The 16,655-nt window shown below is 67.3% G+C and carries 14 protein-coding genes and 1 pseudogene; 10 read left to right on the top strand and 5 right to left on the bottom strand.

Annotated features, from left to right (window positions below):
• Window positions 1–40 precede the first annotated feature (40 nt).
• A complete protein-coding gene (gene mgrA, locus ACHMXB_RS10565) occupies window positions 41–1,081 on the top strand; it encodes an L-glyceraldehyde 3-phosphate reductase (RefSeq protein ID WP_395398318.1) in 1,041 nt (346 codons plus the stop codon).
• Window positions 1,082–1,262: 181 nt separating this feature from the next.
• The gene (locus tag ACHMXB_RS10560) at window positions 1,263–2,348 is read left to right on the top strand and encodes an inositol-3-phosphate synthase (protein WP_395398317.1); all 1,086 of its coding nucleotides are present in this window, start codon (window positions 1,263–1,265) and stop codon (window positions 2,346–2,348) included.
• Window positions 2,349–2,490: 142 nt separating this feature from the next.
• On the opposite strand, the gene ACHMXB_RS10555 is transcribed toward ACHMXB_RS10560, so the two are convergent.
• Window positions 2,491–3,114, bottom strand: coding sequence for a MerR family transcriptional regulator (locus ACHMXB_RS10555; RefSeq protein WP_395398316.1), 624 nt, complete (start codon window positions 3,112–3,114; stop codon window positions 2,491–2,493).
• Window positions 3,115–3,212: 98 nt separating this feature from the next.
• Here ACHMXB_RS10555 and ACHMXB_RS10550 point away from each other — a divergent pair, with 98 nt between their 5' ends.
• On the top strand, window positions 3,213–3,749 hold the full coding sequence (locus ACHMXB_RS10550; protein ID WP_395398315.1) for a DUF2306 domain-containing protein: 537 nt from the start codon (window positions 3,213–3,215) through the stop codon (window positions 3,747–3,749).
• Window positions 3,750–3,911: 162 nt separating this feature from the next.
• Window positions 3,912–4,871 carry an endonuclease domain-containing protein gene (locus ACHMXB_RS10545; protein WP_395398314.1) on the top strand — a complete coding sequence of 320 codons (960 nt, stop codon included), beginning with the start codon at window positions 3,912–3,914 and terminating at the stop codon, window positions 4,869–4,871.
• A gap of 70 nt (window positions 4,872–4,941) precedes the next feature.
• On the opposite strand, the gene ACHMXB_RS10540 is transcribed toward ACHMXB_RS10545, so the two are convergent.
• The 3 genes from ACHMXB_RS10540 to ACHMXB_RS10530 all read right to left on the bottom strand — a co-directional run bounded on the left by ACHMXB_RS10540 (window position 4,942) and on the right by ACHMXB_RS10530 (window position 9,653).
• Entirely contained in the window at window positions 4,942–6,654 is a 1,713-nt protein-coding gene (locus ACHMXB_RS10540; protein ID WP_395398313.1) for a formate--tetrahydrofolate ligase, read from the bottom strand.
• A gap of 21 nt (window positions 6,655–6,675) precedes the next feature.
• A complete protein-coding gene (gene mshA / locus ACHMXB_RS10535) occupies window positions 6,676–7,953 on the bottom strand; it encodes a D-inositol-3-phosphate glycosyltransferase (RefSeq protein ID WP_395398312.1) in 1,278 nt (425 codons plus the stop codon).
• Window positions 7,954–8,153: 200 nt separating this feature from the next.
• Window positions 8,154–9,653, bottom strand: coding sequence for a 6-phospho-beta-glucosidase (locus tag ACHMXB_RS10530; protein WP_395398311.1), 1,500 nt, complete (start codon window positions 9,651–9,653; stop codon window positions 8,154–8,156).
• Between the two features lie 125 nt (window positions 9,654–9,778).
• Between ACHMXB_RS10530 and ACHMXB_RS10525 the strand changes: the two genes are divergently transcribed.
• The 6 genes and pseudogenes from ACHMXB_RS10525 to tsaD all read left to right on the top strand — a co-directional run bounded on the left by ACHMXB_RS10525 (window position 9,779) and on the right by tsaD (window position 15,349).
• On the top strand, window positions 9,779–10,870 hold the full coding sequence (locus tag ACHMXB_RS10525) for a carbohydrate kinase family protein (protein ID WP_395398310.1): 1,092 nt from the start codon (window positions 9,779–9,781) through the stop codon (window positions 10,868–10,870).
• 64 nt (window positions 10,871–10,934) lie between these two features.
• Window positions 10,935–12,233: an alanine racemase gene (gene alr / locus ACHMXB_RS10520; RefSeq protein WP_395398309.1), complete on the top strand. Its 1,299-nt coding sequence runs from the start codon at window positions 10,935–10,937 to the stop codon at window positions 12,231–12,233.
• Window positions 12,234–12,253: 20 nt separating this feature from the next.
• Window positions 12,254–12,850, top strand: a complete 597-nt coding sequence (gene tsaE / locus ACHMXB_RS10515) for a tRNA (adenosine(37)-N6)-threonylcarbamoyltransferase complex ATPase subunit type 1 TsaE (protein ID WP_395405231.1) — start codon at window positions 12,254–12,256, stop codon at window positions 12,848–12,850.
• Window positions 12,850–13,521, top strand: a complete 672-nt coding sequence (gene tsaB, locus ACHMXB_RS10510; protein WP_395398308.1) for a tRNA (adenosine(37)-N6)-threonylcarbamoyltransferase complex dimerization subunit type 1 TsaB — start codon at window positions 12,850–12,852, stop codon at window positions 13,519–13,521. Before tsaE ends, tsaB begins: the two co-directional genes overlap by 1 nt.
• Window positions 13,522–13,610: 89 nt before the next feature.
• A pseudogene (rimI, locus tag ACHMXB_RS10505) lies at window positions 13,611–14,030 on the top strand (ribosomal protein S18-alanine N-acetyltransferase); the annotation flags it as partial.
• 158 nt (window positions 14,031–14,188) lie between these two features.
• On the top strand, window positions 14,189–15,349 hold the full coding sequence (gene tsaD / locus ACHMXB_RS10500) for a tRNA (adenosine(37)-N6)-threonylcarbamoyltransferase complex transferase subunit TsaD (RefSeq protein ID WP_395398307.1): 1,161 nt from the start codon (window positions 14,189–14,191) through the stop codon (window positions 15,347–15,349).
• Window positions 15,350–15,354: 5 nt separating this feature from the next.
• Here the strand turns inward: tsaD and ACHMXB_RS10495 are convergent, their stop codons facing one another.
• Complete coding sequence (locus ACHMXB_RS10495) at window positions 15,355–16,506, bottom strand: glutamate--cysteine ligase (protein ID WP_395398306.1); 1,152 nt, start codon at window positions 16,504–16,506, stop codon at window positions 15,355–15,357.
• Window positions 16,507–16,655 lie beyond the last annotated feature (149 nt).

Raw genomic sequence — 16,655 nt, 5'->3', positions numbered from 1 at the left:
CCAGCCCTGCAGCCATGCTGCGGCTGGCAGGATGGAACATATGACTTATGTGACCTCGGACACCCGCTATGACACCATGCCGTACCGCCGCGTCGGACGCAGCGGCCTGAAACTGCCGGCCATTTCGCTGGGCCTGTGGCACAACTTCGGCGACGACAAGCGCTTCGACGAACAGCGCGCCATCCTGCGCCGCGCCTTCGATCTCGGCGTCAACCACTTCGACCTCGCCAACAATTACGGCCCGCCGGACGGCTCCGCGGAGACCAACTTCGGCCGGCACCTGCAGGACGACTTCAAGCCCTACCGCGACGAGCTGGTCATCTCCACCAAGGCCGGTTACTACATGTGGCCCGGCCCGTACGGCGAATGGGGCTCCCGGAAGTACCTGATCTCCAGCCTGGACCAGTCGCTGCAGCGGATGGGCCTGGACTACGTGGACATCTTCTACAGCCACCGCCCGGACCCGGAGACGCCGCTGGAAGAGACCATGGGCGCGCTGGACTACGCCGTGCGCTCCGGCAAGGCGCTGTACGCGGGCATCTCGTCCTACACCCCGGAGCAGACTCTCGAGGCCGCCCGCATCCTGAAGGAGTTCGGCACCCCGCTGCTCATCCACCAGCCCAGCTACTCCATGCTGAACCGCTGGACCGAGAACGGCTCGCCCAATCTGTACGAGGCGCTGGACCAGGTGGGGGCCGGCTCCATCGCGTTCTCCCCGCTGGCCCAGGGCATGCTGACGGACCGTTACCTCAACGGCGTCCCGGCCGACTCCCGTGCCGCCAAAGCCAGGTTCCTATCGGAATCTTCGTTGACGGAGGACAAACTGGACCGGGTGCGCGGGCTCAACGCCATCGCCGCCGGCCGCGGACAGTCGCTGGCGCAGATGGCCATCGCCTGGATCCTGCGCGACCAGCCCAAGGGCTCCGCGGTGACCTCCGCTCTCGTCGGGGCGTCCAGCGTCCGGCAGCTTGAGGACACCCTGGCCGCCATCAACAACCTTGGGTTCAGCAGCGACGAGCTGACCGCGATCGACGAGTTCGCCGTCGAATCCGACATCAACCTCTGGGCGCAGCGGGTCTGAACCCGGCACGACAAAAAGCCGGCGTAACCAAGCGGCCGGGGCGGGCGGGAACAAAGCCGGCCCCGGCGGCGTTTGGTTAGACTGATAAGCGCGCCGCGTGGCGCGGTGCCCGTCAGACGCCGTCGTACAACAACGTACGGGCGCGCGCAGGGCACATGAAGTTTGTTCTCAAAGGAGTTCCGTGTCTTCAAATCCGATTCGTGTTGCTATCGTCGGCGTGGGTAACTGTGCCGCTTCGCTGGTCCAGGGTGTCCATTACTACCGGGATGCCGACCCCCAGGCCACGATTCCGGGTCTGATGCACGTGGAGTTCGGCAAGTACCACGTCAACGATGTGCAGTTCGTGGCCGCGTTCGATGTTGACGGCAAGAAGGTCGGTCATGACCTGGCCGACGCGATCCTGGCCTCCGAGAACAACACCATCAAGCTCGCCGAGGTCCCGCCGAGCGGTGTGACGGTCCAGCGCGGGCCCACCCTGGACGGTTTGGGCCGGTACTACCTGGAGACCATCGAGCAGTCCACCGAGGAGCCGGTCGACGTCGTCCAGGCCCTGAAGGACGCCAAAGCCGATGTCATGGTCTGCTACCTGCCGGTCGGCTCCCAGGAAGCTGCGGAGTTCTACGCGCAGGCCGCGATCGACGCCGGTGTGGCGTTCGTGAACGCGCTGCCGGTGTTCATCGCCGGCACCAAGGAATGGGCTGACAAGTTCACCGCCGCGGGTGTGCCGATCGTGGGCGATGACATCAAGAGCCAGATCGGTGCCACCATCACGCACCGTGTCATGGCGAAGCTGTTCGAGGACCGCGGTGTGACGCTGGACCGCACGTACCAGCTGAACGTGGGCGGCAACATGGATTTCAAGAACATGCTCGAGCGCGACCGGCTGGAGTCCAAGAAGATCTCCAAGACCCAGGCCGTGACCTCCAACGTCGAGGCCGAGCTGGCCGCGAAGGATGTCCACATCGGCCCGTCCGACTACGTGCAGTGGCTCGATGACCGCAAGTGGGCGTTCGTGCGGCTGGAGGGCCGGAACTTCGGTGACGCGCCGGTGTCTTTGGAATACAAGCTGGAGGTCTGGGACTCACCGAACTCGGCCGGTGTGATCATCGACGCGATCCGTGCGGCGAAGATCGGCCTCGACCGCGGCATCGGCGGCCCGCTGATCTCCGCGTCGAGCTACTTCATGAAGTCCCCGCCGGAGCAGTTCAACGACGACCTCGGCCGCGAAAAGGTCGAGGCGTTCATCCGCGGTGACCTCGACCGCTAACCACCCCCGGACGCGTCCTCACGTCCTGCAGGTTTTGACCGGACGCGTCCTCACTTCCTGCAGGTTTTGACCGTACGCGTCCTCACTTCCTGCAGGTTTTCACGCGATGCTCCCTCACTTTCGGGTGGGGGAGCATCGCCGTTTAAGCGTGCTCTTCATAACGCCGGATCGCGTGGCTCTCCTGTGCGAGTGCCAGCAGTTTAAGAACCAGCTGGCCGTGGAGGTGCATGCCGACGGCCGCCGTCATGATCAGCTGGTTGACGTCCTCCGGTTCCGTGGTGGCCGAAATGTCCATTGCCGCGATGGCATCCACTGCCTGGCTGTAGGCGTCGAGCAGGTCGCCGGGCACCCGCACACCGAGGCTTTCCATTAGGGCCAGATGGGCGTTGAAAGCATTCCTGGCGTCGCTCGGCACGTCCGGCCAGTTCCGCAAACGCACGACGGCGTCGGCCGACGGTGTGCGGAGGTCGCCGTGATCCGTGCTCACGTCGTCGAGCCCCAGCACTGTCCGCTGGACCGCGGCCAGGAGCTCAAGGCGGGGGACGCCGTCGTCGGCCATTTTGAGCAGGGAAACGATCTGGGCGATATTCAGTCCGACCACGCGCCGCAGCGCCTGGATGAGTTCCAGCCGGCTCACATGATGTTCTGAATACTCCGCCCGGGTGGCGTGCACCGAACGGCCCGGGGGCAGCAGCCCCTCACGGAGGTAGAACTTAATGCTGGCGGGGGAGACTCCTGTCCGCTCGCTGAGTTCCTTCAGCTGCATGCCTGCTCCTTCCTCGGCGACCGCAGCCTACTAGATAGCTGCCGGGCCGCTGGCTATCTTGATTTACACTCACTGGATAGTGCTCCTATCCTAAAGGCATGGAGTCTTGGAACGTACTGCTGGCCAGCCACGTCATTGCGGCCCTTTTTGTCCTTGCTATAGGCCCGGTGCAGATCCTTCGGCGCCGCCGGGACCGCATCCACCGGACCATGGGACACCTGTGGGTCGCGGCCATGTACTACGTCTGTTTCAGCAGCTTCTGGATCGTCAGTGACGGGCATTTCAGCTGGCTTCACGGGCTGTCCGCGTTCACAATCGTGACGGTCACCCTTGGGTTGATCAGCGCGATTCGCCGGAACATCCCGGCGCATAGGGGAAACATGATCGGCAGCTACATCGGCATAGCTGCGGCGTTCAGCTTCGCCGTTTCTGCTCCGGGCCGGGCGATTCCGCGCCTGCTGGCCGAGGATCTGCCGACCGCCCTGTATGTTGCCGCGCTGGTGGCGCTCAGCGTCGCAGTCATCTTCATTTCGCTCCGGCGCGGCGAGGGCCGTCGCACCCGGGACGCTGGGCGCAAGGCTGACCAGCACACGGCTGCGGCGTCTCCAGCAGGGACCGCAGCGGGCTCAAAGTAGTAGCCGGACCCCAAACCCTTCCTCACCTCTCGTCGCTTCCATCCGAACCCATCCTCACATTTCGTCGCCTCAAGCCGATCCCGTCCTCAGCTGTTTATCGGCGCATTACCCTGCCTGTGGATAACTTCTGCGAGTCCGGTCGGTTTCGAGCAACAATGCCGTATGCAAATACGAAGCGATCTTCCTGTCAGCCTGGTGCCTGCCCCGTTCACGCTGGGATCCGCGAAAGCCTCAGGTGTTCCACCCAACAGACTGCGCCGGGCCGACGTCGCGCATGTAAGTCGTGAACTGTACCGCCCGACGACCTGGAGCTTCGAGCTGGAGGCCGCGGCACGGGCACTATCTACGGCATCTCCCGGCGCCTGGATCTCGCACGTCACAGCGGCTCGGATTCGAAGCCAGATCCTGCCGGCTTGGCTGGCGGACTCGACCGAGCTCCATCTGAGCAAACCCCACTCCCTGCCGGAAGTGCGTCGGAGAGGGGTGATCGGGCACAGCGTGCTGGTATCGGACGGTGAGGTCGAAGTCGTCGACGGCATCCGAATCAGCAGCAGGTCTCGAACCTGGCTCGATATGGCGAGACGCCTGTCGGAGAGTGAACTGGTCTGCATGGGCGATGAACTGATTCGCGTTCCCAGAGCGGAATTCGAAGGCCGCACCGAGCCGTTCGACACGCTTGAGGGACTGCGGTCCCTCGTCGCTCGCCATCCGAATCTTCAGGGAGTGGTCCGGGCGCGTGCCGCGATCGAGCGGATGCGCGTCGGAGCGGACTCTGCGCCCGAGTCCCTACTCCGCCTCGCCATGGAGGACGCGGGCCTTCCGGAGCCCCTGCTGCAGGTGCCACTGCGAGAGGACAAGACCACTGGGCCGACTGCCGATCTCGGATACAGGCGTCGGCGGCTGGCCATACAGTACGACGGCGACCACCACCTTCTCGAGCCCCAAATCTTCAGCGACAGGCGGCGTGACAAAGCATTCGAGGCTGCAGGGTGGACCGTCGTTGTGTTTGGCAAGAAGGATTTGGCTGACGGCTTCGAGCGAGCCATCCGCCTGATCAAGCGTGGAATGCGAAGGAGTGGGCAGGACCATCCGCAGAGGTCCGGATTTGCCGATGACGTGTGAGGAGGGGTTGGGGTTGAAGCGGCGGGATGTGAGGAGGGGTGGGGTTGAAGCGGCGGGATGTGAGGAGGGGTTAGAAGAGGCCGATTGGGTTGCCGTCGTTGTCCACGTCCATGCGCATGGCCGCCGGAACGGCCGGAAGGCCCGGCATGGTCATCACCGCTCCGGTCAGGGCCACGATGAAGCCGGCGCCGGTCTTGGGGATGAGGTCGCGGACGTGGATGGTGAAGCCTTTGGGAGCCCCCAGCCGCGAGGCGTCGTCAGTGAATGAATATTGCGTTTTCGCCATGCAGACCGGCAGCCCGGACCAGCCGTTCTTCTCGATGTCCGCCAGCCGGCGCAGGGCAGGCACCGAAAAGTCCACTCCGTCGGCGCCGTAGATTTCCTGGACGATGGTGCGGATCTTGTCCTCCACGGACATGTCCAGCGGGTAGAGATGCCGGAACGACGACGGCCCGTTTACCGCGGCAGTGACCTTGGCAGCCAGCTCGTCGCCGCCGTCGCCGCCCCCGCCCTTTCCCCAGATGTCAGCCACAGCGGCCTGGATGCCCTCGCCGGCGCACCAGCCGAGCAGCCAGTTGAGCTCCTCCAGGCTGTCCGCGGGGAACTTGTTGATCGCCACTACAGGCGTCACGCCGAACCGCTCCACATTCCGGACATGCCGGCGCAGGTTCACCACGCCCGCGGCCAAGGCCTCGACATTCGGCTCCTTCAGCCGGTCCTTGCGCACTCCGCCTTGCATCTTGAGTGCGCGGATGGTCGCCACCACCACGACGGCGGCCGGCGCAACGTCAGCGATCCGCGCCTTGATATCCATGAACTTTTCCGCGCCGAGGTCGGCCCCGAACCCCGCCTCCGTCACCACGATGTCGGCAAGCCGGCGGGCGGTCTGCGTGGCGATCAGCGAGTTGCAGCCGTGGGCAATGTTCGCGAACGGCCCGCCATGGACCAGTGCGGGAGTGCCGGCGATGGTCTGGACGAGGTTAGGCTTGATCGCATCCTTCAGCAGCAGCGTCAGCGCGCCCTGCACGCCCAGGTCCGCCACGGTGACCGGCGTCCGGTCATAGGTGTAACCGAAGGTGATGCGGCCCAGCCGGTCCCGGAGATCGGCCACGTCGGTGGCGAGGCAGAAGACCGCCATGATTTCGGATGCGACGGTGATGTCGAAGCCGTCCTGGCGGGGGACACCCTGTGAAGGCCCGCCGAGACCTATGACCACCTCGCGGAGGGAACGGTCGTTCATGTCCAGGACCCGCTTGAACGTCATCCGGCGCGGGTCGATGTTCAGTTCGTTGCCCTGGTAGATGTGGTTGTCCACGAGGGCCATGAGGGCATTGTTGGCGGACGTGACGGCATGGAAGTCACCGGTGAAGTGCAGGTTGATCTCCTCCATGGGCAGCACCTGGGACAGCCCGCCGCCGGTGGCCCCGCCCTTCATGCCGAGGATCGGCCCGAGCGAGGGCTCCCGCAGCGCGACCATCACCTTGTGGCCCGCTCGCGCCAGCGAATCCGCGAGTCCCACCGTCGTGGTCGATTTTCCTTCTCCGGCGGGCGTTGGCGACATCGCGGAAACCAGGACCACTTTTCCAGCGGGTGCCGGGGCTGACAGCTTCGCGGGGTCGATCTTGGCTTTGAAACGGCCATAGAGCTCCACGGCCCCGGCATCGATGCCGGCGGCCGCGGCGATCTCCTCGATCGGCCGGAGCACTGCCCTGCGGGCAATATCCAGGTCGCTTAGGGGAGTCTTGCTCTGGCCGGTATGGCTCAGGGAAGTGCTGTCAGACATCGTCGTCCTTTCCGAAGGTGTTTAGCCGGTGAGCCGTGACCCGTAGATGGCGGCCAGGGGGTGGCTGGAAGCATATTCGTCGACGGCGGCGTGGTAGCTGTCGAGGGTGATGGCGGCGGTGCGTTGCCAGCCGGAGTTTGCAGCGTGGATGGCGGCGGCGGTGCCCATATGGTGACGGGTGTCGGCGTCGTCGTGGAGGGCTTCGAGGGCGTCGGCCCAGTCTGATGCCCGGTGGCCGTCCACCAGAAGCCCGGTGCGGCCGTGGCTGACCGCGCGGGCGAGTCCGCCGACGCGGGTGGCAACCACGGGGGTGCCGCAGGCCTGGGCTTCCAGCGCCACGAGGCCGAAGGATTCGCTGTAGGAAGGCATGACGACGACGTCGGCCGAGCGGTACCAGGAGGCCAGTTCCGGTGCGCCGACCGGCGGGTGGTGGGTGACGGCGTCGTCCAGTCCGGCGGCGCTGATGAGGGTTTTGAGGTTGAAATCCTTGGCGCCGCTGAGTGCACCAAGGATGGTGAGTTTAAGGTCGATGTCGGGGCGTCGCTGGCGGAGCAGGGCGGCGGCCTTGAGCAGGATCTGCGGGCCTTTGAGACGCTGGATCCGGCCGGCGAAGAGCAGGTGGAAGGTGCCGGGGCTGATGCCGTGGTCGGTGCGGGCTCGGGTGCGGAACGCGGGGGTGAAGACGGAGAGATCGACGCCGGGGGGTGCGACGTCGATGTGGTCGAAGTCAGCGCCGTAGTGGGAGACGAGTTCGGCGGCTTCGGTGGTGGTGTTGGCGATGAGGCGGGTGGCGCCGTCAACGATGCGGTGTTCGCCGTCTTCGCGGCGGCGCGGTTCGGGTTGTTCGCCGGAGTTCAGGAGGAGGTTCTTGACTTTGGCCATGGTGTGCATGGTGTGCACGAGCGGAACGTTCCACAGGCCGGAGAGCTCGAGGCCGGCGACGCCGGAAACCCAGTAGTGGGAGTGGATGAGGTCGTAGCGGCCGTGCGGCTGCTGGGCGCGGACGCGTTCGATTTCGGCGACCATGCTGTGCAGCAGTTCGGGGAGTTCTTCTTTGGGGAGCTTGCGCGGCGGTCCAGCCAGGACGTTGTGGACGCAGACGCCGGGGTCAGGATGTTCGACGGCGGGCTGGCCGGCGGCGGTGGATCGGGTGAAAATTTCCACTTCGATGCCGGTTTCGGCCAGGGCGGAGGCGAGGCCACGGATATAGACGTTCATGCCGCCCGCGTCCCCGGAACCGGGCTGTTCCATCGGGGAGGTATGCAGCGACAGAAGAGCCACACGCTTGATCACAGACATGAGCCTCCCTCCTCTCCGTGCTGCTGGAACCGCATCGGATAAAACACTACTCCTGAACCGTCCCGGCAACGGCGGCGGTTCAAGCGCCCCCGACGTGGCGTTTCACACGCCATCCAGGACGGCCAGCGGATGTAGCACGGCCCTGCTAAAACTGCTCGGGTGCCTGCCGCCGCCCAGTGGGCGCCGCCTCGTGCGCGCCTTTAGCGCCGCCACAACCGGGGCAACTCCGGAAACGCGCCTTCGTAGCCGGTGAGGAGCGCGTTGGCCAGCGCCGCCGAGCCGACCAGCGGATGTTCGGCGAAGGCTTCCAGCGCTGCTTCCCGGTCGCCAGCAGTAGCCGCACGGACTGTGAGCAGCTCCACCTTCTTGATCTGCTGCAGAAGGCCGAGTTGTGGTTCGGCGGGCCGGGCCTGCGGAATGGGCACTGCCCCCTCCGGCGTGACCGTGCAGGGAACTTCGACGACGGCGTCCGCCGGCAGTCCGGGAATCGCGGCCTGGGAGCCGCCCGCCGGGTCGAGGGACTGCCCAGCAGAGTTGGGTGTATTGAGGATCAGCTCGGCGGCGCCGGCTCCGACGTTGTTAACCCCCGCCCCAGCCCCCGCCGCGGCCCCATCGACGCTGGCACCCCCGTCGACGCCGGCACCCCCGGCCAGCGCCCGCATCACCGCCAGCGCCACCTGCTCGTAACCGCCGCCGGCAAGGTCCTCGGGGTTCCGCGTCTCGCCGCCGGCCCTGGCCTCGGCCAGATACCCCTCCTCGCGCGACAGCCTCGCGGCATCCCACAAGCCGTACGCTTCGTCGCCGGCGGTGGCCAGCCGCGGATACAGCTCCGCCTGCTGGCCGTGGATCGACTCGCCGCGGGTCCTGGCCATGGCCCGCATGCCCGCCGCCGCGCGCGCCGCCTCGTAGTAGTAGAACAGGTACTCGTTCGGCAGCACCCCCAGATCTCGCAGGAACGGCTGCGGAAACAGCCTGCCCTCCTCGAAACCGGCGAGGGCATCCGCGTCGGCCAGCAGGCTGGGAAGGACATCTCGGCCGCCGCTTTCCAGCCGGTACAGCCAGCCAAGATGGTTCAGCCCGTAGTAGCCCACGCCGTCGAGCCTTTCCGGCGGCAGCGGCACCCCGGCCGCCCGGGCGGCACGGTGCACCAGTGCACTGGCGGAATCGCAGATGCCGATCACCTTCCGGCCCAGCACGGGAACCAGCGCCTCGGTGACCATCCCGGCCGGGTTGGTGAAGTTGATCAGCCAGGCGTCCGGGCAGTGCGTGCGCATGCTGGCGGCCAGCTCCACCATGGCCGGGATGGACCGCAACGCGTAGGAGATGCCGCCAGCGCCGGTGGTTTCCTGTCCCAGCAGCCCGAGCTCCTGGGCCACCCGTTCGTCGGCGACACGGCCGGCCGTTCCGCCCGGGCGGATGGCTGCGAACACCATTTCCGTCCCTTTGAGGGCTTGGGGGAGGGACGTCGTGGATGTCACCGCGGGCGGAAGCCAGGAACGCCCGACGGCGGAACTTCCGTCTGGAGTGCAACTCACCTGCGCAGACATGGACCGAAGCACAGCCTCGATGGCGGCCAGCCGGCCGCCGTCGACGTCGAACAGCACCACTTCGCTGACCAAGCCGGCATAGGGCCCGGAACACAGGGCACGGTAAACGAGGGGAACCCGGAATCCGCCGCCGCCGGCGATCATGAGCCGCATGGCAGGAGTCTATGCGCAGCAGCCGGCAACGTGGCCTGAACGGCGGCGCCGCAGTCCCGCCGTCGCACTCCAACCCCCACATCGCGGGGTTTCAACGCCAAGGTACACAGCGTAATGTGCCGAACATGGAGGCGAATCCAGCACGGCGTTTCGACCCGCTCTCCGCCATCCGTTCCCAGGCGGCCGGCGAGTTCGACCTGCTGCTGGCCGGGACCGTTTTCCAGGACATCATTTTCACCGGACTGCCGCACGCGCCCGAGCCCGGAACGGAAATCTGGAGCGAGGGAATGGGCAGCTGCCCCGGCGGCGTGGCCAACCAGGCCATCGCGGCCGCGCGCCTTGGCCTGCGGACCGGGCTGGCGGCGGCCTTCGGCGACGACGGCTACGGCGACTACAACTGGAAGATCCTGGACCGGCAGGAGCACGTGGACCTGTCCCTGTCCCGCCGGATTCCGGGCTGGCACTCGCCGGTGACCGTATCCCTCAGCGTGGACCACGACCGCTCAATGGTCACGCACGGGCACCCGGCCCCGGTGACCTCCTCCGAGCTGATCGGGAATCCGCCCCGCGCGCTGGCGGCCGTGGCGGACCTCGGCCATGAACTCGAGCCGTGGGCGCTCGCGGCGCAAAAAGAGGGAGTGAAGCTGTTTGGCGACGTCGGCTGGGACCCCACCGGCGAGTGGGCCCACGCGCGGCTTGCGAACCTGCAGTATTTCCACGCCTTCATGCCCAACCAGCGCGAGGCCATGGCTTTCACCGGCAAGGACGATCCCTGGGCGGCGCTGTACTCCCTGGCGGACCGGGTTCCGGTGGCGGTGGTGACCCTCGGGGCGCAGGGTGCCGTGGCCGTGGATTCGGAAACCGGCGAGGAGGAGTGGGTTCCCTCCCTGCCGGTGGCCGCCTATGATCCCACCGGTGCCGGGGACTGCTTCGGGGCCGCGTTCATCGTCGGCAGTCTGGCAGGGTGGCCCCTCAGTGACCGGCTGCGGTTCGCCAACCTCTGCGCCGCGCTGGCAGTCCAGGAGGTGGGCGGGTCCCTCGCGGCGCCGGGCTGGGGCGACATTGCCGACTGGTGGAAGCGCGCCAACGCCCGGCCGGAACGCCGCGGCAGCCAGTGGCTGCGGCGCTACTCCTTCCTCGCCGACATCGTCCGCGACGTTCCTCTTCAGGCGCAGCGGCGCGCGGCAGCCACCATCGCCCACCTCTCGGACGCCTGAGTGCCCGCCGTGCCGCCGGCCCGGCAATTATTCGGCCCGAAGCGCCAGCACTAGAATCAATAGCGTGATTTATCCAGCAGCAACAGGAGACCGCCCGGCAGTAACGGGCCCGGCCGGGACCTCCCATGGTTTCAACCGGACGGCCCATGAACGCTCCGCCGTAATCGACCTCGAGGCCATCCGGCACAACGTCCGCCGGCTCGCCGCGGCCGCCGAACCGGCCAAGGTCATGGCAGTGGTCAAGGCCGACGCCTACGGCCACGGCGCGGTGCCGGTGGCGCGGGCCGCCCTTGAGGCCGGGGCCAGTTGGCTTGGCGTCGCGCACATTTCCGAAGCGCTGGCGCTGCGCGCGGCAGGCATCGAAGCCCCGCTGCTCGCCTGGCTCCACACCCCGGAAAGCAACTTCGGCGCGGCGGTGGCCGCCGGCGTCGACATCGGGTGCTCCGGCTGGGAGCTGGAACAGATCGTAGCCGCGGCCCGGGAACAGGAACGGCCGGCGCGTGTCCACCTGAAGGTGGACACCGGACTGGGCCGCAACGGCGCCACCGTCGAGGTATGGGACCGGCTGGTGGGCGAAGCCGTGGAGTACCAGGACCAGGGGCTGCTGCGCGTGGTGGGCATCTTCTCCCATCTTGCCGTGGCCGACGAGCCCGAGCGCCCGGAAACCGATGACCAGCTCGCCGCGTTCCGCGAGGTGCTGGCCATCGCCGAAGACGCCGGCGTGGACCCCGAAGTACGCCACCTGGCCAACACCCCGGCCACGCTGTCCCGGCCGGACACGCACTTCGACCTCGTCCGTGCGGGGCTGGGAATCTACGGACTCTCGCCATTCGAGGGGCAAACCTCCGAAGAACTGGGCCTCCGCCCCGCGATGACCCTGCGCACCGTCGTGTCCCACTGCAAGGACGTGCACTCGGGCCAGGGCGTCTCCTACGGCTTCAACTACCGCACCTCCGGCGAGAGCACGCTGGGGCTCATTCCGCTCGGCTATGCCGACGGCGTTCCCCGCGTCGCCACCGGCGGCCCCGTCCGCGTGGAGGGCGTCACCTACCCCGTGGTGGGACGGATCGCGATGGACCAGATGGTGATCGATCTCGGCCCGCTGGACGTGACCCGGGGCGGCCACAGCGTCCTCGGAGCAGAGGCCGTCCTCTTCGGCGACGGCTCCGACGGCGGCCCCACGGCCGATGACTGGGCCCGCGCCGCCGGCACCAACAACTACGAGATCGTCACCCGCATCAGCCCCCGCGTGCCCCGCACCTACATCAACGAATCGCCCAGCAACGAATCGCCCAGCAGCGAAGCGCCGGGCGGCGAAGCGCCCGCAAGTGAACCGACCGCAACCGGGACGCCGGCGCCGTGAGCATCCCGGAAACCGGCGGCATCCCGGAAACCGGCGGCACCCCGGAAACCGGCAACGCTCCGCTGTGGGTCCAGACCCTGACGGTTGCGACGGCGGACCAGACCCACGCGCTCGGCGCGGCGCTGGCAGAGGTGCTCCGGGCGGGGGACCTCCTGGTGCTCACGGGCGAACTGGGCGCCGGTAAGACAACCTTCACGCAGGGCCTCGGCGAGGGCCTGGGCGTCCGCGAGGGCATCATTTCCCCGACCTTCGTGCTGGTGCGCATTCACCCCAACCTCCCCGACGGGCCGCGCCCGGGCGGGCCGGACCTGGTGCACGTGGACGCCTACCGGCTGGGATCGGCGTCGGAAATCGACGACATCGACCTGGAGAACACGCTGGACTCCGCCGTGACCGTGGTGGAGTGGGGCCGGGACCGCGTGGAGCACCTGACCGAGAGCCGGCTCGAGGTGGAGCTGCACCGCCAGCTGGGCGGCGCCACCGCGGCCCACCATACCGGGAACGGCGCCCTGGACTTCGAGGCCGAGGACGACGACGAGCCCCGCACCATCATCATCCGCGGCTTCGGGCCGCGCTGGGCTGAACAGCCCGTTCTCGCTGTGGAAGGAATCTCCTGATGCTCATTCTTGCCATTGACACCTCAGCCGTGGCCAGCGCCGCGCTGGTGTCGGACGACGCCCTGGAAGGCGTGGTGGGCAGCTTTTCCACCGAAGACACGAGGAGCCACGCCGAGGTGCTGGCGCCCGGAATCGAGCGGCTGCTGGCCGACGCCGAGGTGACCGGCGCCGACATCGACGCGATCGTGGTGGGCGTTGGCCCCGGTCCCTTCACCGGGCTCCGGTCCGGCATTGCGACTGCGCGTACGCTGGCCTTTGTCTGGAACACGCCGTTGCACGGCATGATGAGCCTCGACGCCGTCGCCCTCGAGGTGGCCGAGTCCACCGATGCGCCGGCCGAGTTCCTCGTTGCCACGGACGCCCGGCGCAAAGAGGTCTACTGGGCGCGCTACACCCTTGCTGCTGGACAGCTGCCGAAGCTCATGGACGGGCCGCACGTGGGCTTCGCCGCGGACCTTCCCGACCTCCCGGCCTACGGAGCGGGCGCAGGGCTCTACCCCGAGGCACTCCGCGCAGATCCGGACTTCAGCACTGAACAGCCTGACGCGCTGTACCTGGGCCAGTTTGCGCTGGCGAGGCTGGAAGCGGGCGAGGAGCTCCTGGACTCCACGCCGCTCTACCTCCGTGAATCAGACGCGCAGGTCCCCGGCCCCCGAAAGCGTGCCCTGTGAACCTGCTGCCTGAAACACCCGGCAACCCGGCACCCGGCAACGCGCCTGCACTGCCCCGCCGGCTGGACTCGGGCGTGACCATCCGCGACATGCTTCCCGGGGACATCCCTGCCGTCCACGAACTTGAGGTCCGGCTGTTCCCGGTGGACGCCTGGCCGCTGCAGATGTTCTGGGACGAACTGGTCCAGCCGGAAACCCGCCGCTACCTCGTGGCCGAGGCGCCGGACGGCATCGTCGGCTATGCGGGACTGATGTGCGTGGAGCCGATCGCCGACGTCCAGACCATCGCCGTGGTTCCCGAATATGAGGGCAGGGGCATCGGCACGGCGCTCCTCACCGACCTGATCGCCGAGGGGCGGCGCCGCGGCGCAGCCGACATCCTGCTCGAGGTCCGCGCCGACAACCCGCGCGCCCAGCAGCTGTACCTCCGCTTCGGGTTCGAACAGATCCACGTGCGGAAAAAGTACTACCGCGACGGCGTGGACGCCCTGATCATGCGGCTTCAGCTGGAGGACGTGCTCGCTGTGCACCAGGACATCGTGCACCGTGACATCGTGCACGAGGACATAGTGCACGAGGACAAAGTGCACGACGCCGGACCCCAGCCTGTGCCGACTGAAGAAGCCGACCACGCCGGCGCGACCGCTCCCACGGAGGCAGACCAGAAATGAACCGCTCGCAGCCGCTAGTACTCGGCATTGAGTCATCGTGCGACGAAACGGGCGTAGGCATCGTCCGCGGCACCGATCTCCTGACCAACACCGTGTCCTCGTCCATGGAGGAGCACGTCCGGTTTGGCGGCGTCATCCCTGAAATTGCCTCGCGCGCTCACCTGGACGCCTTCGTTCCAGCCCTGCAGGCGGCCCTGGCCGAGGCAGACGTGACGCTGGACGAAATCGACGCCATCGCGGTGACGTCCGGTCCCGGGCTGGCCGGTGCCCTGATGGTTGGGGTGTGCGCGGCCAAGGCGCTCGCCGTCGCCACCGGCAAGCCGCTCTACGCAACCAACCACCTCGTGGCCCACGTGGGCGTCGGCCTGCTCAACCCGCGGCCCGGCGCCGGCAACACGAGCAACACGGGAAAGCCAGTACTTCCCGAGAACCTCGGCGCCCTCCTGGTTTCCGGCGGGCACACCGAGATCTTGCGGATCCGCAGCATCACGGACGACGTCGAGCTGCTCGGTTCCACCATCGACGACGCCGCCGGCGAGGCGTACGACAAGGTCGCCAGGATCCTTGGCCTCGGTTACCCCGGCGGCCCGGCCATCGACCGGCTGGCGCGCGAGGGCAACGCCAAGGCCATCCGGCTCCCGCGCGGCCTGACCCAGCCCAAGTACATGGGCACCGCGGAGGAGCCCGGCCCGCATCGCTACGACTGGTCGTTCAGCGGCCTGAAGACCGCGGTGGCCCGGTGCGTGGAGCAGTTCGAAGCAGCGGGTGATCCCGTACCGGTGGCGGACATCGCCGCAGCATTCCAGGAAGCCGTGGTGGACGTTATCACTTCCAAGGCGGTCCTGGCCTGCCGGGAGCGGGGCATCACCGACGTGCTCCTGGGCGGGGGAGTGGCCGCCAATTCGCGGCTGCGGCAGCTGACCGAACAGCGCTGCTCCGCCGCCGGCATCACCCTGCACGTACCGCCGCTGGACCTGTGCACGGACAACGGCGCGATGGTGGCGGCGCTCGGAGCGCAGCTGGTCATGGCGGGCATCGAACCCAGCGGCATTAATTTCGCGCCGGACTCCTCCATGCCGGTCACCACGGTTTCGGCGAAAAGTGAGTCGCAGAACAGGGCGTTCTCGGCGCTGGGAACGCCCTCAACTGCTACCTAGTTGGGTTACGCGGTGGGGCCGTTCCGCATCTGCTTCACGAGGTCGAGGACCACGGCCTGGAGGTTTCCGCCGCTTTCGGCGGCCACACGCCGCTGGCGCTGGTATCCGGCACCGCGGCTGATGATCTTTTCGACGTCGGCCAGCTCATCCTGGCAGCCCAGCTTCGCGGCGATCGGTTCGAGCCGGTTGAGCGTCTCCAGCAGGTGGTCGGTGACGAGCTGCTCGTTGCCCTCGGCGTCGAGGATGATGATCGCGTCCATGCCGTAGCGGGCTGCCCGCCACTTGTTCTCCTGGACGTGCCATGGCTGCATGGTGGGGATGCTGCCGCCGGCGTCGAGGATGGTGGAGAACTCGTGGACCAGGCACTGCGTCAGGGCTGCCACGGCACCCACTTCTTCGAGCGTGGCCAGGCCGTCGCAGATGCGCATCTCGATGGTTCCGAGGGCCGGCACCGGGCGGATGTCCCACCGGATCTCCGAGATGGTGTCGATCACGCCGGTGGTAAACATGTCCTGGACGTAGGACTCGTACTCTTCCCAGCTGGCGAACTGGAAGGGCAGTCCCGCCGTCGGCAGTTGCTGGAACATGAGAGCCCGCTGCGAAGCGTAGCCGGTGTCCTCGCCGCCCCAGAACGGGCTGGACGCGGACAGGGCCTGGAAATGCGGGAAGTAGTTGACCAGGCCGTCAAGCACTGGGAGCACCTTGTCCCGCCGGTCCAGGCCTACGTGGACGTGCACCCCGTAGATCACCATCTGCCGGCCCCACCACTGCGTGCGGTCGATCAGCTTGGCGTAGCGTTCCTTGTCCGTGACCGGCTGCAGCTGCGGCGGGCTGAACGGGTGGCTCCCGGCACAGAACACTTCCACGCCCATGGGGTCAGTAATCTCACGGACGGCAGCCAGGGAACGGGCGAGGTCTTCCTTCGCTTCCGCGGCGGTCTCGCAGATGCCGGTAACCAGCTCAACGGTATTAAGGAGCAGCTCCTGCTTGATGTGCGGGTGCTCGTCATCCTCGTTCAGCTCAGGGTGCCGTGCCACGACCCCGCGCAGGACCTCATTGGCCACCGACGACAGTTCACCGGTCTGCGCATCCACCAGTGCGAGTTCCCATTCCACACCAAGAGTTGATTGCCTGGATGAAGCGAAATCAATCTTCATGTGTTCCTCGCTGTGTGCTGGCCTAATGACGTCGGGTCCGGTCGCCGTCCGTTCCTGGCGAACCGCTGGCAGGGGAACGGTCATCCAAGTCTAGTGCAGGGGTAGCATCGAAGTGATGGCTTGGCTACACAGGGCGCGTGAGAGTGTTC

The organism is Arthrobacter sp. UC242_113 (assembly GCF_044054585.1).
In the GTDB taxonomy this organism is placed as follows: Bacteria; Actinomycetota; Actinomycetes; order Actinomycetales; family Micrococcaceae; genus Arthrobacter.
This window is presented reverse-complemented; position numbering and strand designations above follow the sequence as displayed.